Origin of the sequence: Tepidamorphus sp. 3E244 (genome assembly GCF_046159835.1) — a bacterium.
GTDB lineage: Bacteria > Pseudomonadota > Alphaproteobacteria > Rhizobiales > Tepidamorphaceae > JACKJK01.
Genome location: NZ_JBJXCY010000002.1, coordinates 1092050 through 1107366, shown reverse-complemented (window position 1 = coordinate 1107366; position 15317 = coordinate 1092050). Strand labels below are relative to the sequence as shown.

Below are 15317 nucleotides of genomic sequence, written 5' to 3'. Positions count from 1 at the left end.
GACATGCCGAGCCTGAAAGACTTACGCAACCGAATCTCTTCGGTTAAAGCGACGCGGAAAATCACCAAGGCCATGCAGATGGTGGCCGCGGCGAAGCTCCGCCGTGCGCAGACGGCAGCCGATGCCGCGCGCCCCTACGCGGAGCGCATGAGCACCGTGCTGGCCAACCTGTCCGCCGGGATTGCCGGCCAGGACAGCGCGCCGAAACTGATGATCGGCACGGGCAGCGAGGACACGCATCTGCTGCTGGTCCTGACCGCGGAACGCGGGCTTTGCGGTGGCTTCAACGCCAACATCGCAAAGCGTGCACGCCAGCACGCGCTGAAGCTGAAGAGCGAGGGCAAGACGTTCAAGTTCGTGTGCGTGGGCCGCAAGGGCCACGACATCATCAAGCGCGAGTTCGCGGCCCAGATTGTCGATTTCGTCGATCTGCGCGCCGTCAAGCAGGTGGGCTTTTCGGAAGCCCAGCTGATCGCCGACAAGGTGCTCGACCTGTTCGAGAAGGGCGAGTTCGACGTCTGCACGATGTTCTATTCGAACTTCAAGTCGGTGGTGTCGCAGGTGCCGACGGCACAGCGCCTCATCCCGGCCGAACTCGAGGCCGAGGCCGAAGGCGAGACCGGTACCGCGCCGACCGCCTACGAGTACGAGCCGGACGAAACGGAAATCCTGGCCGAACTGCTGCCGCGCAACATCGCGGTGCAGATCCTCAAGGCGCTGCTCGAGAACGCCGCTGGCGAACAGGGCGCGCGCATGTCGGCCATGGACAACGCGACACGTAACGCCGGCGAAATGATCGACGACCTGACGCTCAGCTACAACCGTCAGCGCCAGGCGCAGATTACCAAGGAACTCATCGAGATCATCTCGGGCGCAGAGGCGCTCTAGAGAACAGGATCAGGGGAAAGACCGATGGCAGCAAAGAAAGCAGCAGCGAAGAAGGGCGCGACCGGGCAGATCCGCCAGGTCATGGGCGCCGTGGTGGACGTTCAGTTCGAAGACAATCTGCCGCCGATCCTGAACGCGCTGGAAACCGACAACGGCGGCAACCGCCTCGTCCTGGAAGTTGCGCAGCACCTGGGTGAGAACACGGTTCGCACCATCGCCATGGACGCAACCGAAGGTCTGGTTCGCGGACAGAACGTCACCGACACCGGGGCACCGATCGCGGTGCCGGTGGGCGAGGGCACGCTTGGCCGCATCATGAACGTCATCGGCGAGCCGGTCGACGAAGCGGGCGAAATTCCGCACTCGCAGACGCGCGCCATTCACCAGCCGTCCCCGGACTTCGTCGACCAGTCGACGGAGCAGGAAATCCTCGTCACGGGCATCAAGGTCGTCGACCTGCTGGCCCCGTACGCCAAGGGCGGCAAGATCGGCCTGTTCGGCGGCGCCGGCGTGGGCAAGACGGTTCTGATCATGGAACTGATCAATAACGTCGCCAAGGCGCACGGTGGTTACTCGGTCTTTGCCGGCGTGGGTGAGCGTACCCGCGAAGGCAACGACCTCTACCACGAGATGATCGAATCGGGCGTGAACAAGGAAGGCGGCGGCGAAGGCTCCAAGGCCGCACTCGTCTACGGCCAGATGAACGAGCCTCCCGGTGCCCGCGCCCGCGTCGCCCTGTCGGGCCTGACGGTCGCCGAGCATTTCCGCGACGAAGGCCAGGACGTGCTGTTCTTCGTGGACAACATCTTCCGCTTCACGCAGGCCGGTTCCGAGCTTTCGGCCCTTCTCGGCCGTATTCCTTCGGCGGTGGGCTACCAGCCGACCCTGTCGACGGACATGGGCGCCCTGCAGGAGCGCATCACCACCACGACCAAGGGTTCGATCACTTCGGTGCAGGCCATTTACGTGCCCGCCGATGACCTGACCGACCCGGCGCCGGCGACCTCGTTCGCCCACCTTGACGCGACGACCACGCTTTCGCGCTCGATCGCTGAAAAGGGCATCTACCCGGCCGTCGATCCGCTCGACTCCACGTCGCGTATTCTCGAGCCGCGCATTCTCGGTGAAGAGCACTACGGCGTTGCCCGCCGCGTGCAGGAAATTCTGCAGCGCTACAAGGCCTTGCAGGACATCATCGCCATTCTGGGCATGGACGAGCTGTCGGAAGAGGACAAGCTGGTCGTGGCGCGCGCCCGCAAGATCGAGCGCTTCCTGTCGCAGCCGTTCTTCGTGGCCGAAATCTTCACCGGTTCGCCGGGCAAGCTGGTCGCGCTCGAAGACACGATCAAGGGCTTCAAGGGCCTTTGCGACGGTGACTACGACCACCTGCCGGAGGCCGCCTTCTACATGGTCGGCACCATCGAGGAAGCTATCGAGAAGGCGCAGAAGCTGGCAGCGGAAGCTGCGTAACGCGCACTTCGCGAGGAGACACCAATGGCGGACACGCTGAATTTCGAACTGGTGTCGCCGGAAAAGCTTCTGCTTTCCGGGGATGCCGTCGAGGTCACGGTGCCGGGCTCGGAAGGCGAGTTCGGCGTCATGCCGATGCATGCGCCGTTCATCTCGACGCTGCGGCCCGGCATCCTGAAAGTGAAGATGGGCGACGGTGCCGAGCACGACATCTTCGTGCGCGGCGGCTTTGCCGAAGCCGGTCCCGAGGCGCTGACGGTTCTTGCCGAAGAGGCCGTGCCGGTCGCCGACATGGATACCAGCAAGCTGCAGCAGCTGATCCAGGACGCCGAGGAAGACGTGCGTGACGCCACCGAGGGCGAAACGCGCTCCAAGGCCGAGATGCACCTGGCGCACCTGAAGGACGTGGAAGCCGTTCTGGCGCGCCGCTAGGTCTCACGACCCGACAAACATAGAAAAAGGGAGCCGTTGGCTCCCTTTTTTGTTGCGCGTTGTCGCGGTCGGTTCGGCGCGATCAGTCGACGAGGTGGCGGAAGCTCATCACGACCTGCCGGTAGACGTCGCGCTTGAAGGGGACGATCAGCCCGTCCAGTTCGTCCATCTCGGCCCAGCGCCATGCGTCGAACTCCGCCGTGTGCTCGCCGCCACCTGGTTCATCGACGTCGATCTCGCTTTCTTCGCCGGTGAAGCGCAGGGCGTACCAACGCTGCTTCTGGCCCCGGAAGCGGCCTTGCCACGCGACACCGACCATCTCCGGTGGCAGATCATAGGTGACCCAGCCCGGCGTCTCGTCGATGACCTCTGCCGAGGTAATGCTGGTTTCCTCATAAAGCTCCCGGATAGCAGCCTCGCGCGGGTTTTCACCTTCGTCCACGCCGCCCTGCGGCATCTGCCACCACAGGCCCTCGCCCTCGGCATCGTCCTGCGCCATCTTGCGCCGGCCGACCCAGACGCGACCGTCCTTGTTGAGCAGCATCACGCCGACGCAGGGGCGATAAGGCAGTCGTGTGGGATCAACGCTCATGGAGACGTGCTTTCCGTTTGGGCCGAGATATCAGGATGCGCCGAAGCGGGTCAGTGCGGTTACCGGCACGATGGCGATGTTGCGGCTTTCCAGCACCTTGATCCAGTCCTGAAGTGCCGACAGTGTGCCGGGCAGCGCGGACGCGACGCCCACGGCATAGCCGCGGTCGGCAGCCAGTTCGACCAGCCGGTTCATCACTTCGTCGATGCTCTCGCGGTCAGGCTTGGAATCGATGACGGCATCGGCTTTGGCGAAGGACAGGCCGAGACGACCGGACACCTCGCGCGTGGTGGACTGCGGAGCGCTGCCATCATCGACGTAGAGCAGCCCCCGGTTGCGCAACTCGGTGAGGAACGGGTTCACGGCGGCTTCGTCTGCGACGAACTTCGCGCCCATGTGGTTGAGCATGCCGACATAGCCGACCATGCGCGCCATGACCCAGTGCAGCCGGTCCTGGTTCTGGCGCTCGGGCAGGCCGGTCAGCAGCGTGTGCGGGCCGGGATCGTTGTCTGGGTAGTCGTAGGGTTCCAGAGGCGCCTGCAACAGAAGCTCGTGTCCGTCCGTGCGGGCAAGGCGCACGAGGCGGCGCAGGTCGCGGCCATAGGGCGCGAAGGCAAACGTCACGTCGGCAGGCATCCGGCGGATCGCGTCCTCGGTCCCGGCGGAGGAAAGCCCCATGCCCGACAAGATGATCGCGATACGCGGCTGGCTCGGGACAAGGGACGGGGCTTCGCGCGCATAGGCGTCGAGGGGGCGCTCACCGCTTTCGGAAATCCGGGGAAGCGAGCCGTAGCGGGTGGACTCGACGAGGTTCTTCTTGCCGTCGATGGCACCGGCGACGGGATCGGAGATCACCACGCGGCCACCGTCGGACTGCGCCGGGGTGTCCTGCTGTGTCTCGGCCTCGTCGGCGGAGGTCTCGCGAATGGTTGCCTGCGCGGTTTCCGTCTGGCTCTGGCCGCCGTCATGCGCCGGCTGGTGCAGTGGCGCGCGGGCCACCGGCTCGCCGCCGAGCGGGTCGTTGACGAAGAGCATCCAGCCAAGAACGAAGAGGAGCAGCGCGGCGAGAGCGCCGATGGCGGCGTTGAGCGGCGTCACGGAACGAGCGCTTCTGCGCAAGCCGAGGCCAAGCTTTCGGGCTGGCTCAACGAGGGCCGACAACGCCATCAGGGTCCGCCATCCTTTGCCGGGCACGCGGTTGGCCCGGGGATCGAGTTCTTAAAAGTGCTGCCCGGAAGCTCTACGCCGCCGGGCAGCCGAATCAGTTCCAACGCAAAGGTTACGCGCGAAGGGTTGGCAGTCGGTGAACGCCTGCCGATCAGTTCTGCGAAACGTCGCGATCCGGGTCCGGCGGGAACATGGCGTGCTTTTCCTCGCCGCGCAGCAGGGACAGGCCGTACTGCAGCTGCTTGTCCGCATCTCGCTCACGCGGGACGTAGCTGGACGAACCGGACTTCTCTTCCTCGCCATCACCCTTCAGGTGACCGGGAAGGCTCGCTTCGCCGCGGTTCTCGGCATCCTTCAGTTCCTCGGGCAGTTCCTGCTCGATCATGATGTCGGGAACGATGCCCAGCGCCTGGATGGAGCGGCCACGCGGCGTGTAGTAGCGCGCAGTGGTCAGCTTCAATGCGCCGTTGTTGCCGGCCAGCGGGATCAGCGTCTGGACCGAGGCCTTGCCGAAGGAGCGGGTGCCAACGATCGTGGCGCGGCGGTGGTCCTGCAGGGCGCCGGCGACGATTTCCGAGGCCGAGGCGGAGCCGCCATTGATCAGGATGACGACCGGCTTGTTCTTCACGTAGTCGCCCGGCTTGGCATTGCGGCGCTCGACCTGGTCGGCGGAGCGGCCACGGGTGGAAACGATCTCGCCACGGTCGAGGAAGAAGTCGGAGACGAGGACCGCCTGGTCCAGCACGCCGCCGGGGTTGTTGCGCAGGTCGATGAGGAAGCCCTTCAGCTTGTCGGCGCCGATCTCCTCGTTGAGGCTGTCGACGGCCTTGCGCAGTTCGGTCTCCGTCTGGGAGTTGAACTGGGTGATGCGGACATAGCCGATGTCGTCTTCCACCTCGGAACGGACCGAGCGCACGCGGATGGTGTCGCGGATGACCGTGATTTCGAGTTCCTCGCGCTTCTCGCCGCGCAGGATGGTGAGCGTGATCGGCTCGCTGATCGCGCCGCGCATCTTCTTGACGGCGTCGCTGAGGGCCATGCCCTGAACTTCCTCGCCGTCGAGCTTCAGGATGAGATCGCCCGGCTCGATGCCGGCGCGGTAGGCCGGGGTGTCCTCGATGGGAGCAACGACCTTCACCAGGCCGTCTTCCATGGTCACCTCGATGCCGAGCCCACCGAACTCGCCGCTCGTGGACTCGAGCATCTCGCGATAGGCCTGCTCGTTGAGGTAGGAGGAGTGGGGGTCCAGCGTCTGGAGCATGCCGTTGATGGCACCCTCGACGAGGGCCTTGTCCTCGGTGTCCTCGACATAGCCGGAGCGGACACGCTCGAAGATGTCACCGAAGAGGTTGAGCTGGCGATAGGTCTCGGAGTTCGCTGCATTGGCGGTGCCGAAGGTCATGAACGGTTGCGAAACCATGATCATGCCGCCTGCGCCAACCATCGCGCCGAGTAGTACGAGAGAAAACCTTCTCATCAGCCATTCGCTCCATCGGATTTGTCCGCCCACCACGGTTGCGGATTGATCGCGCGCCCGTCCTTGCGGAATTCAACGTACAACACCGGCTGTATCGGTCCGCCAGTGGGGGCGACCGCGCTGGCAAGTGCCAGCGTGCCCATCTGGCCGACCGGTTCGCCGGCGAGTACAAACTGGCCGACTTCAGCATTCACGCTGTTCAAGCCGGCCATGACGATATGATACCCGTCGCCCGCGTCTATGATCAAGAGTTGCCCATAGCTGCGAAACGGTCCCGAATAGGCAATCCAGCCGTCACTCGGCGCGGTCACCTGCGCCTTGGCGCGGGTGGCGATCGAGATCCCACCGGACTTGCTGCCATAGGGGTCCGGTGCTCCGAACTCACGTATGACAGCGCCGGCCGCCGGCAAGGCCAACATGCCCTGCGCTGACGCGAATTTGACCGCGGGCCGAAGCCGGCCCGTGTCGCGTATCGCCTGCTCGACCGGCTTTTCGGGTTCTTTGGGCGCGGCGGCCAGTTCGGCGGCGCGGCGCTCGGATTCCTTTTCGATGGTGGCCAGCAGCGTCTGCAGGTCCTCGGCACGCGCGGCCAGGTCCTCGGCGCGCTTTTGCTCCGAGCTCATGCGCTCTTCGGCGGCAATCGAATCCTTGGTCTTGGCATCGAGAAGGGCGGTCAGGCGCAGCTGGTCGTCGCCAAGCTTCTCGGTTTCCTCCGAAAGACGGATGCGCTCGTCGGCAATCTGCTTCTTCACCGACACCAGTTCGGCGAGGTCGCGGCCGAGCTTGTCCGTCTCGCGGCGCAGGTCCGGCACGACGGCGCCGAGCAGCATGGCGGAACGCACGGTCGCAAGCGCGTTGTCGGGCGACACCACGACGGCGGGCGGCGGACGGTGGCCGAGTTTCTGCAGTGCGCCCAGCAGCACGGCGAAGACCTTTCGCTGGCCGGAGAGTTCCTCGCGCAACTCGCCTTCGCGGATCGCGTGCTGTTCCAGCCGCTGCTCGCTTCGCAGGATCGCGGTCTCGTATTGCTTGATGCGCTCGGCGGTGGCGATCAGCTTGGCGTTGATCTGCGCCCGGTCGTTCTTGAGTCCGTCGACCTCGGCTTCGATTTCCAGCAGCTTGCGGCGCTGGCTCTCAAGGTCGGCATTGACCGCGTCGAGTTCCTTGCGGGTCTTCTCGGGATCATCGCCCGCGCCGTAGGCCGCAGGAGCGACGAGACACGCGCCAAGGGCAACCGTTGCGACACGGAAGATGGCAGCGTTCATGCGCGAAGTCTGCGGGTTCGCGGTTGGGCGAGGCAAGGGCGACATGTCCCGGTTAATCGTGTCCCTTTGGCATCCTATCCGTCGCCGCGTTAACGATCTGTCAACCACGTACGGCGGGTGCATGGATGCCAACAAAACCGCCGACCGTGGCGGCGATAAGGCGGCAAGAGAACAATCATGTGATTTGCAAAGCCCGCGCAAGGCGCGGGCAGGGATCAGTCGCGGTGGTAGGGGTGTCCGGAGAGGATCGTCGAGGCGCGGTAGAGCTGCTCGGCCAGCATGACACGCACCAGTTGGTGCGGCCATGTGAGGCGGCCGAAGGTGAGTGCGGCATCGGCGCCCTTCACGAAATCGGGGTCCAGCCCGTCCGGGCCGCCGATCACGAAAGTCGTGCAGGTTTCGCCGCTGTCGCGCCAGTCACCGAGCGTGTCGGCGAAGGTGCGGCTGTCGAAGGCCTTCGCGCGCTCGTCCAGAACGATGCAGCGGCCGGGAGACTTGTCCAGTTGTGCGGAGATGGCCCTGGCCTCGTCCGCCTTGCGGCGGCGGCCATCGGGCAGACGGCTTTCGTCGAGTTCGGTCTCGCCGCGCCAGTCGAGGCCGATGTTGCGGCCCGTCGCGCCGAGCCGCTTGAAATAATCGTCGCAAAGGGTGCGCGCCGGGCCGGCCCGCAGCCGGCCAACGGCGATAATGCGCAAGTGCATGGGCGTGCCAAGGCAACGCCCGACCCGGTTCAGTGGGTCGGGGCGTCCTCCAGCGCAGGTGCCGACCACATCTTCTCGAGGTTGTAGAAGTCACGAACCTCGGGACGGAAGATGTGCACGACAACGTCGCCGGCGTCGATCAGCACCCAGTCGCAGGTCTCCTGACCTTCGACAGGCACGTTGCCGTGGCCGTTGTCCTTCAGCGCGCGAAGGACACGATCCGCAACGGCGCCGACGTGGCGGTCGGAGCGGCCGGATGCGACGATCATGGCATCGGCGATGGCCGACTTGCCGGTGAGGTTGATCACGTTGATCTCCTCGGCCTTGGCATCGTCGAGTGCGGTTTCAACCAGTTCGAGAAGGCCGGTCTGCGGAGAGATACCGGCGACCGCAGCCTCCTGGGCAGCGTCCTGGACGCTACCGGGCGTGTGCTTACTCAGGGCGAATGTCTCCTTGCTGACAGCAAACCATTGTGCCTCCGGCGATTGCTGGAGGTGTGGCTTGCCTGATTGCCCGTGGGGATATGCCGTCTCATATGCGCATCCGCAGCCATTTTCGCAATGGCTGCGCCACATATGACCTTCGCTATCTGCATCAAGTGCAAGTCAACGGGGCGATGTCTCCATCACCGGTTTGCGAACGATTCGCCCGGCAAGGCGAACGATCAAAGGATAAGGCAACCCATATGTCCGTTTCAATACGGCGGCAATTATTCGCGATCCTGTGACTTTTGCGCCGCATCTGCGCGGTTTTGGCGCAATTGCGTCGAAGAAAGCGGGTTCAGCGGGCCGCGCAGGAATGTCCATGCCGGCGGCGTCAGGTGAGCAAGCATGGCGGCATCGCCCTCGCCAAGCCGGAAACGCTCCAGGGTGCGCGCCGCCGGGCTTGCCAGCGCGGCGCGCGTGTAGCCGGGGCGATCCACCACGGCGAGGGGGATCGTTGCGGCGATATCGCGCCAACCATGCCAGCGATGGAAGCTTGCGAGGTTGTCCGCGCCCATCACCCAGACAAAGCGGGCATGCAGCACGCGTTGCTGCAGCCAGTCGATGGTGTCGAGCGTGCGGGCGACGCCGATATCGGCCTCGATGGACAGCACCTTCACGCGCGGGTTGCGGGTCAGCGCGCGTGCATCGCGCATCCGGTTCTCCAGCGGGGCAAGCTCGCCGGTATCCTTCAGCGGGTTGCCCGGCGTCACCAGCCACCAGAGCCAGTCGAGTTCGAGTCGGCGCAGCGCGATGTTGCCGACATGGGCATGTCCGTCATGGGCGGGATTGAACGACCCGCCATACAGGCCGATCGTCTGTCCCGGCGCAGACCCAGGCAGGGCGGGCCAGACGGCCCCGCTGTCGTCTCTACGCGCCATGGTCCCGAACCGCTTGCCGTCAGGGCCGTGTCTGGCCGGTGCCGCGCACCCGGTACTTGAAGCTGGTGAGCTGCTCCACGCCGACGGGCCCACGCGCATGCATCCGCCCCGTGGCGATGCCGATCTCCGCACCCATGCCGAACTCGCCGCCATCGGCGAACTGGGTGGAGGCGTTGTGCATGACGATGGCCGAATCCACCAAATGCATGAAGCGGTCGGCGGCGGCCTGGTCGTCGGTGATGATCGCCTCGGTGTGGGCCGAGCCATAGGTCGCGATGTAGTCGGCAGCGGCGTCGAGGTTTTCCACCACGCGCATGGAGACGACCGGACCGAGGTGCTCCTTGCCCCAGTCGTGTTCGGTGGCGGTGACAGCACCCGGCACCTGTTCGCAGATGGCGGTGTCACCGCGCACTTCGCAGCCAGCGTCGATGAGCGCTTCGGCGATCGGGGCAGCGTGTGTCTGCGCCACGGCGGCATCGACGAGGATGCACTCCGCCGCACCGCAGATGGACGTGCGGCGCATCTTGGCGTTGACGATGAGGTCCTTCGCCATGCCGAGGTCGGCGTCGGCATGGACGTAGACGTGACAGATGCCTTCCAGGTGCGCGAAGACGGGCACGCGGGCTTCTTCCTCGACGCGGCCGACGAGGCCCTTGCCGCCGCGCGGCACGATGACATCGACATTGCCGCCCAGGCCGCCGAGCATCTCGCCCACCGCGTCACGGTCGGCGACGGGCACAAGCTGGATTGCCTCGCGCGGTAGGCCCGCAGCTTCCAGCCCATCCTGCAGGCAGGCGTGGATGGCCTTCGCGGCCCCCAGCGCGTCGGAGCCGGAACGCAGGATCGCGGCATTGCCGGCCTTCACGCAGAGCGCGCCGGCATCCGCCGTCACGTTGGGGCGGCTTTCGAAGATGATGCCGATGACGCCGAGCGGTGTGCGCACGCGCTCGATCTTCAGGCCGTTGGGCCGCTCCCAGGAATCGATCACCGAGCCGACCGGATCGGGCAGGGCGGCAATGGACTCGATGCCTGCGGCCATGGCCTCGATGCGCTCGTCATTGAGCGTCATGCGCTCCACGAAGCTGTCGGCAAGGCCCTTATCCTGGCCCGCGGCGATGTCGGCTTGGTTGGCGGCGAGGATTTCCGACGCGCAGTCCCTGACGACCTTGGCCATGGCCGTGAGCGCGGCGTTGCGCGTGTCCGCCGGGCTGGTCGCGAGCTTGCGGGCTGCGGCGCGCGCCGCGCGGCCGATGCCTTCCATCAGCTTTGCCACGTCTCCGGTCGTGCCGGGGTTCGTTATCGCGTCCATCTCGTCAGTCCTCGTCGTTCAGGCGGGCGGCAACGCCAAGCGCCATGTCGTCGCGGTGAATCATCTCGCTGCGCCCGGCATATCCGAGCAGGTCTTCAATCTCGTGGGACTTGCGGCCGATGATGAGGCGCGCATCCTCCACGTCATAGGCGATCAGCCCGAGGCCGAGCAGCGCGCCGGCCTCGTCTCGGATGGCGACCGTATCGCCGCGCTGGAAGCTGCCGTCCACCCGTTTCACGCCGGCAGGCAGCAGGCTCTTGCCCTTGCGCAGCGCGGTGCAGGCACCGGCATCGAGCGTCACCGCGCCACGCGGCTCCAGCGTACCGGCGATCCACGTCTTGCGCGCGGCAACAGGTGTGCCCGCGGGGGCAAACCACGTGCAGGGTTCGCCCGCATCGATCCGCGCGATGGGGTTCAGTTCGCGGCCCGAGGCGATGACGAGGCCAGCGCCCGCGCCGGTCGCGATCTTGGCCGCCTCGATCTTGGTCTGCATCCCGCCACGCGAAAGCTCCGAGCCCGCGCCCGATGCCATCGCCTCGATTTCCGGGGTGATGTGCTCGACATGGGGGATCATGGTGGCGGAGGGGTCGCGGGCCGGCGGGGCGGTGTACAGCCCCTCGACATCCGACAGCAGCAGCACGAGATCGGCGCTGACCATGGTCCCGACGCGCGCGGCCAGGCGATCATTGTCGCCGTAGCGGATCTCATTGGTGGCGACGGTGTCGTTCTCGTTGACGACGGGCACCGCGCCGAATTTCAGCAGGTTGGCGATGGTTGCGCGGGCATTGAGGTAGCGGCGGCGTTCTTCCGTGTCGCCAAGCGTCAGCAGGATCTGACCGGCGGCGAGGCCGCGTTGCCCGAGCGCCTCGGCCCAAGCACGCGACAGGGCGATCTGGCCAGTGGCGGCGGCTGCCTGGCTTTCTTCCAGCTTCAGCTTGCCGCGCGGCAGGCCGAGAACCTTGCGCCCCAGCGCGATGGCCCCGGAGGAGACCACCAGCACATCCGCGCCGGTGCGGCCGAGTTCGGCAATGTCGTCGGCCAGCGCGCCGAGCCATTCCTCGCGCACGCCGCGCACGGGATCGACGAGCAGCGCCGAGCCGACCTTGACGACGATGCGCTCGTAGGAGGCGAGTCGGCCGGTGAAGCCGCTCTTTTCCGCTGTGCCGGTTTGCAGGGTCATGATGCGATTGTCATGGCATGTGTGTCCGCGCGGCTCAGGGCTGCCAGGCCGGTTCGGGCCGGGCGTCCTTGCCCCTTTCGGCGGCCTTGTCGGCCTCGATGGCATCGGCGATCTGCCGCAGCAGCGGGATCATGCCCTTGCCGGAAATGGCGGAGATGCGCGCCACGTCCTTGCCGGTCGCGCGCTCGATGGGTTCGGCCTGCAGGTCTTCCAGTTCCTCATCGAGGCTGTCGCACTTGGACAGCGCGATGATCTCCGGCTTCTCGGCCAGCCCGTTCTCGTAGGCTTCCAGTTCGCCGCGCACGGTGTTGTAGGCCTCAAGCGGCTCTTCGCTGGTACCATCGACGAGGTGCAGCAGCACGCGGCAACGCTCGATATGGCCGAGGAACGTGTCGCCGAGGCCCGCGCCTTCATGGGCGCCCTCGATGAGGCCGGGAATGTCCGCGAGGATGAATTCGCGCCCGTCGACGTGAACCACGCCGAGGCCAGGATGGATGGTGGTGAAGGGATAGTCGCCAATCTTGGGCCGCGCCTTGGACACCGCCGAAAGGAACGTGGACTTGCCGGCATTGGGCAGGCCGACGAGGCCGGCATCGGCGATCAGCTTCAGGCGCAGGATGAGCGTGCGCTCCTCGCCCGTCTGGCCGGGGTTGGCGTGGCGCGGGGCCTGATTGGTGGACGACTTGAAATGGGTGTTGCCAAAGCCGCCATTGCCGCCGCGCGCAAGCAGCACGCGCTGGCCGATCTCGGTGAGGTCGGCAAGCTCTTCTTCGGTTTCGGCGTCGATGATCTGCGTGCCGGCGGGCACCTTGATGACGGCGTCGGCGCCGCCCGCACCGGTGCGGTCGCGGCCCATGCCGTGCACGCCGGCCTTGGCCTTGATGTGCTGCTGGTAGCGGTAGTCGATGAGCGTGTTCAAGCCTTCCACGGCCTCGGCATAGACGTCGCCGCCCTTGCCGCCGTCGCCGCCGTCAGGCCCGCCGAACTCGATATATTTCTCGCGCCGGAACGAGACGCAGCCCGGCCCGCCGTTGCCGGCCTTGATGTAGACCTTGGCCTGATCGAGAAACTTCATGGGTTCAATCCGCTCGGAAACTGGAAAAACAAATAATGGGCGCGCCGACCGACTAGATAGCCGAACGGCGCGCCCGGCGCCAATTTTGATCTGGCTCAGGCCGCAGCCCAGGCCTTCAGGCTCTCCCAGATGCGCCGGGTCAGCTTGAACGAGAAGACCGGAACGACCGCGCCCTCGAAGCGGGAATCCATCATGTCGAGGCCGGCATACTGGAAGCCGCACTTCTCGATGACGCGTCGCGAGCCGACATTGGCGACCCGGCAACCGACGCCGATTGCGTCGCATCCGGTGTTGCCGAAGACATAGTCGATCAGCGCCTGCACGGCCTCGGTCGCGTAGCCCTTGCCCCAGTGGGGCTCGCCGAGCCAGTAGCCAACCTGCGGCAGTTCCAGGTCGGGCATGGCCTCCAGCCCGCAGGCACCGATGACCTCGCCCGTCTCGGCAAGGCAGATGACGAAGGCGCATTCGCCCGTTTGCGGGTTTGTCACCCACTCAATCCATCGTTTGGCGTCTTCCTGGGCATAGGGGTACGGCATGCGGGACAGCCAACGGGCTACGTCGGCATTGTTGGCCTTCGCGGTGATCGCCGCTGCGTCGGCCATCGTCGGCCGGCGCATGATGAGCCGCTTGGTCACGATCCTGTCGGGGCAGCACTTGCCACCGTCGAACAGACTATCCGCTTCGTCACTCCCGCCCATGTCATCCTCCATCACTGGCGGGCCCCGCCCGGTTCGGAGCCAAAAGAAAACCGGGAAGATGGCGCTCCATCTCCCCGGTTCACGGATGACCTTTTGAGGGTCTGGTTCGCCGGGGCTTTGGAAACGCCGGCGAACCAATATGTGGGTTCGCCGTTACTCGGCTGCCTCCATCGGTCGCACAGCCACGTAGGTGCGTCCGTTGGCTTTGGCGTTGAACTCGACCGTACCGGTGGAAAGCGCGAACAGCGTGTGGTCCTTGCCCATGCCGACATTGTCGCCCGGGTGCCACTTCGTGCCGCGCTGACGAATGATGATGTTGCCGGCGATGACGTTCTCACCACCGAACTTCTTCACGCCAAGACGACGGCCTGCCGTATCGCGACCGTTGCGCGAAGAACCGCCTGCTTTCTTGTGTGCCATTTCCTTGACTCCTTGATGTCGCTCTTAAAGACGGGGCAGCCGATTCAGGCCTTGTCGTCCATCAGCGCCTTGGCCTGGGAAACCCAGTCCTCACGTTCCACACGGCCCTTGAAGTTCAGGACCTCGTCCACCTTGGCGATGTCCTCGGCGGAGAAGTTCGCGATCTGCGCGTACTGGGTGATGCCCAGCGCGTTCAGCTTCTTCTCCAGGACCGGGCCAACGCCGGAAATTTTCTTCAGGTCATCCGCGTCGCCCTTGGGCGTCTCGAACAGGGCCTGAACCTCGTCGTCCTTCGCAGCGGCCTTCGGCTCGCTCTTCTTGGACTCGGCCTTCGCCTTGTCGTCGGTCTTCTTCTCGTCGGCCTTGGCGGCGGCAGGCTTGTCGGCCTTCTTCGCTGCCTTCGGCTTGGCGCCCCCGGTGAGGATCTCGGTGATCTTCACCGTGGTCAGGTCCTGACGGTGACCCTTCTTGCGGCGCGAATTCTTGCGCCGGCGCTTCTTGAATGCGATCAGCTTCGGTCCGCGCGTCTGCTCGACGACTTCGCCGGCAACGCTTGCGCCGTCCACCAGCGGGGCGCCGATCGTGGCATCGCTGCCATCGCCAACGAGCAGAACGCTCTCGAAGGCCACAAGGTCGCCCGGCTCACCGGCCAGCTTCTCAACGGTAATCACATCGTCGGCCGCAACGCGATATTGCTTGCCGCCTGTCTTGATGACAGCGAACATTCTCTTCTTCCTTCTCGATCCGCACCCTGCGGTGCCGACGGGACATCGAATGCGATAGAAGCCTTCGTGTCGGTCGGTCTTTGCAAACTGGCGGAAAACCGCCGTTCAGACCTCGGGTAGCGCCTTGTTTGGCGGCACGCAGGTGACGTACCGCAAATCCAAGCGCCGGGTTATACGGATTGGGGCGCGAAAGTCAACGAAGCGCGGGCGCATATGGGCCATTCAAGGCGAAATGCAATTCGCGCGCGCGTGACTTGAAAGCCGCGTTTGGCCAGTGTAAGCCTCCCGCTTCGTCGACCCGGGGCCGCCGCGCCCCCCTGCGGAGAGGTGCCGGAGTGGTCGAACGGGGCGGTCTCGAAAACCGTTGAGCGTGCAAGCGTTCCGAGGGTTCGAATCCCTCCCTCTCCGCCATTCTTTTCGCTCACGGCAAATTCGCTTCGCTCATTGCCTGCGCGGTCGCGGCCTGACCGGCCGGTCGCGCAGTCGCGCTTGTTGGTACTGCCGTCTTACGGCTCAAATGCATTGGCGCGGGGCGTGCGTGATCGCTTAGTCTCT

At 65.5% G+C, this 15317-nt stretch carries 16 protein-coding genes and 1 tRNA gene; 4 read left to right on the top strand and 13 right to left on the bottom strand.

Going from position 1 to position 15317, the window contains the following annotated elements:
• The first annotated feature begins 3 nt into the window (after positions 1-3).
• The 3 genes from ACKTEK_RS13955 to ACKTEK_RS13945 are packed head-to-tail and all read left to right on the top strand — an operon-like array spanning position 4 to position 2790.
• Complete coding sequence (locus ACKTEK_RS13955; RefSeq protein WP_409165900.1) at positions 4-888, top strand: F0F1 ATP synthase subunit gamma; 885 nt, start codon at positions 4-6, stop codon at positions 886-888.
• A 24-nt stretch (positions 889-912) separates the two neighbouring features.
• Positions 913-2358: a F0F1 ATP synthase subunit beta gene (gene atpD / locus ACKTEK_RS13950; protein ID WP_409165899.1), complete on the top strand. Its 1446-nt coding sequence runs from the start codon at positions 913-915 to the stop codon at positions 2356-2358.
• Positions 2359-2382: 24 nt separating this feature from the next.
• A complete protein-coding gene (locus ACKTEK_RS13945) occupies positions 2383-2790 on the top strand; it encodes a F0F1 ATP synthase subunit epsilon (protein WP_409165898.1) in 408 nt (135 codons plus the stop codon).
• Positions 2791-2872: 82 nt separating this feature from the next.
• On the opposite strand, the gene ACKTEK_RS13940 is transcribed toward ACKTEK_RS13945, so the two are convergent.
• From ACKTEK_RS13940 to ACKTEK_RS13880, 13 genes are all read right to left on the bottom strand, one after another.
• Complete coding sequence (locus ACKTEK_RS13940; protein ID WP_409165897.1) at positions 2873-3382, bottom strand: RNA pyrophosphohydrolase; 510 nt, start codon at positions 3380-3382, stop codon at positions 2873-2875.
• Positions 3383-3412: 30 nt separating this feature from the next.
• Positions 3413-4480 (bottom strand): divergent polysaccharide deacetylase family protein, encoded by a 1068-nt coding sequence (locus ACKTEK_RS13935; protein ID WP_409165896.1) that lies wholly within the window; start codon positions 4478-4480, stop codon positions 3413-3415.
• Between the two features lie 220 nt (positions 4481-4700).
• The gene (locus tag ACKTEK_RS13930; RefSeq protein ID WP_409166164.1) at positions 4701-6029 is read right to left on the bottom strand and encodes a S41 family peptidase; all 1329 of its coding nucleotides are present in this window, start codon (positions 6027-6029) and stop codon (positions 4701-4703) included.
• Positions 6026-7291, bottom strand: a complete 1266-nt coding sequence (locus ACKTEK_RS13925; protein WP_409165895.1) for a murein hydrolase activator EnvC family protein — start codon at positions 7289-7291, stop codon at positions 6026-6028. Before ACKTEK_RS13925 ends, ACKTEK_RS13930 begins: the two co-directional genes overlap by 4 nt.
• Before the next feature lie 215 nt (positions 7292-7506).
• Positions 7507-7992 carry a 23S rRNA (pseudouridine(1915)-N(3))-methyltransferase RlmH gene (rlmH, locus tag ACKTEK_RS13920; RefSeq protein WP_409165894.1) on the bottom strand — a complete coding sequence of 162 codons (486 nt, stop codon included), beginning with the start codon at positions 7990-7992 and terminating at the stop codon, positions 7507-7509.
• A 29-nt stretch (positions 7993-8021) separates the two neighbouring features.
• On the bottom strand, positions 8022-8567 hold the full coding sequence (rsfS, locus tag ACKTEK_RS13915) for a ribosome silencing factor (protein WP_409165893.1): 546 nt from the start codon (positions 8565-8567) through the stop codon (positions 8022-8024).
• Between the two features lie 134 nt (positions 8568-8701).
• Positions 8702-9355 (bottom strand): nicotinate-nucleotide adenylyltransferase, encoded by a 654-nt coding sequence (locus ACKTEK_RS13910; RefSeq protein ID WP_409165892.1) that lies wholly within the window; start codon positions 9353-9355, stop codon positions 8702-8704.
• 19 nt (positions 9356-9374) lie between these two features.
• Complete coding sequence (locus ACKTEK_RS13905; RefSeq protein ID WP_409165891.1) at positions 9375-10664, bottom strand: glutamate-5-semialdehyde dehydrogenase; 1290 nt, start codon at positions 10662-10664, stop codon at positions 9375-9377.
• A gap of 4 nt (positions 10665-10668) precedes the next feature.
• Entirely contained in the window at positions 10669-11844 is a 1176-nt protein-coding gene (proB, locus tag ACKTEK_RS13900; RefSeq protein ID WP_409165890.1) for a glutamate 5-kinase, read from the bottom strand.
• Between the two features lie 34 nt (positions 11845-11878).
• Positions 11879-12919: a GTPase ObgE gene (gene obgE / locus ACKTEK_RS13895; RefSeq protein ID WP_409165889.1), complete on the bottom strand. Its 1041-nt coding sequence runs from the start codon at positions 12917-12919 to the stop codon at positions 11879-11881.
• 95 nt (positions 12920-13014) lie between these two features.
• Positions 13015-13617, bottom strand: coding sequence for a GNAT family N-acetyltransferase (locus ACKTEK_RS13890; RefSeq protein WP_409165888.1), 603 nt, complete (start codon positions 13615-13617; stop codon positions 13015-13017).
• A 153-nt stretch (positions 13618-13770) separates the two neighbouring features.
• On the bottom strand, positions 13771-14037 hold the full coding sequence (rpmA, locus tag ACKTEK_RS13885) for a 50S ribosomal protein L27 (protein ID WP_409165887.1): 267 nt from the start codon (positions 14035-14037) through the stop codon (positions 13771-13773).
• Between the two features lie 44 nt (positions 14038-14081).
• Positions 14082-14762: a 50S ribosomal protein L21 gene (locus ACKTEK_RS13880; protein ID WP_409165886.1), complete on the bottom strand. Its 681-nt coding sequence runs from the start codon at positions 14760-14762 to the stop codon at positions 14082-14084.
• Positions 14763-15083: 321 nt separating this feature from the next.
• On the opposite strand from ACKTEK_RS13880, the gene ACKTEK_RS13875 reads away from it, so the two are divergent.
• Positions 15084-15173: transfer RNA gene (locus ACKTEK_RS13875), tRNA-Ser, on the top strand.
• Positions 15174-15317: the final 144 nt, after the last annotated feature.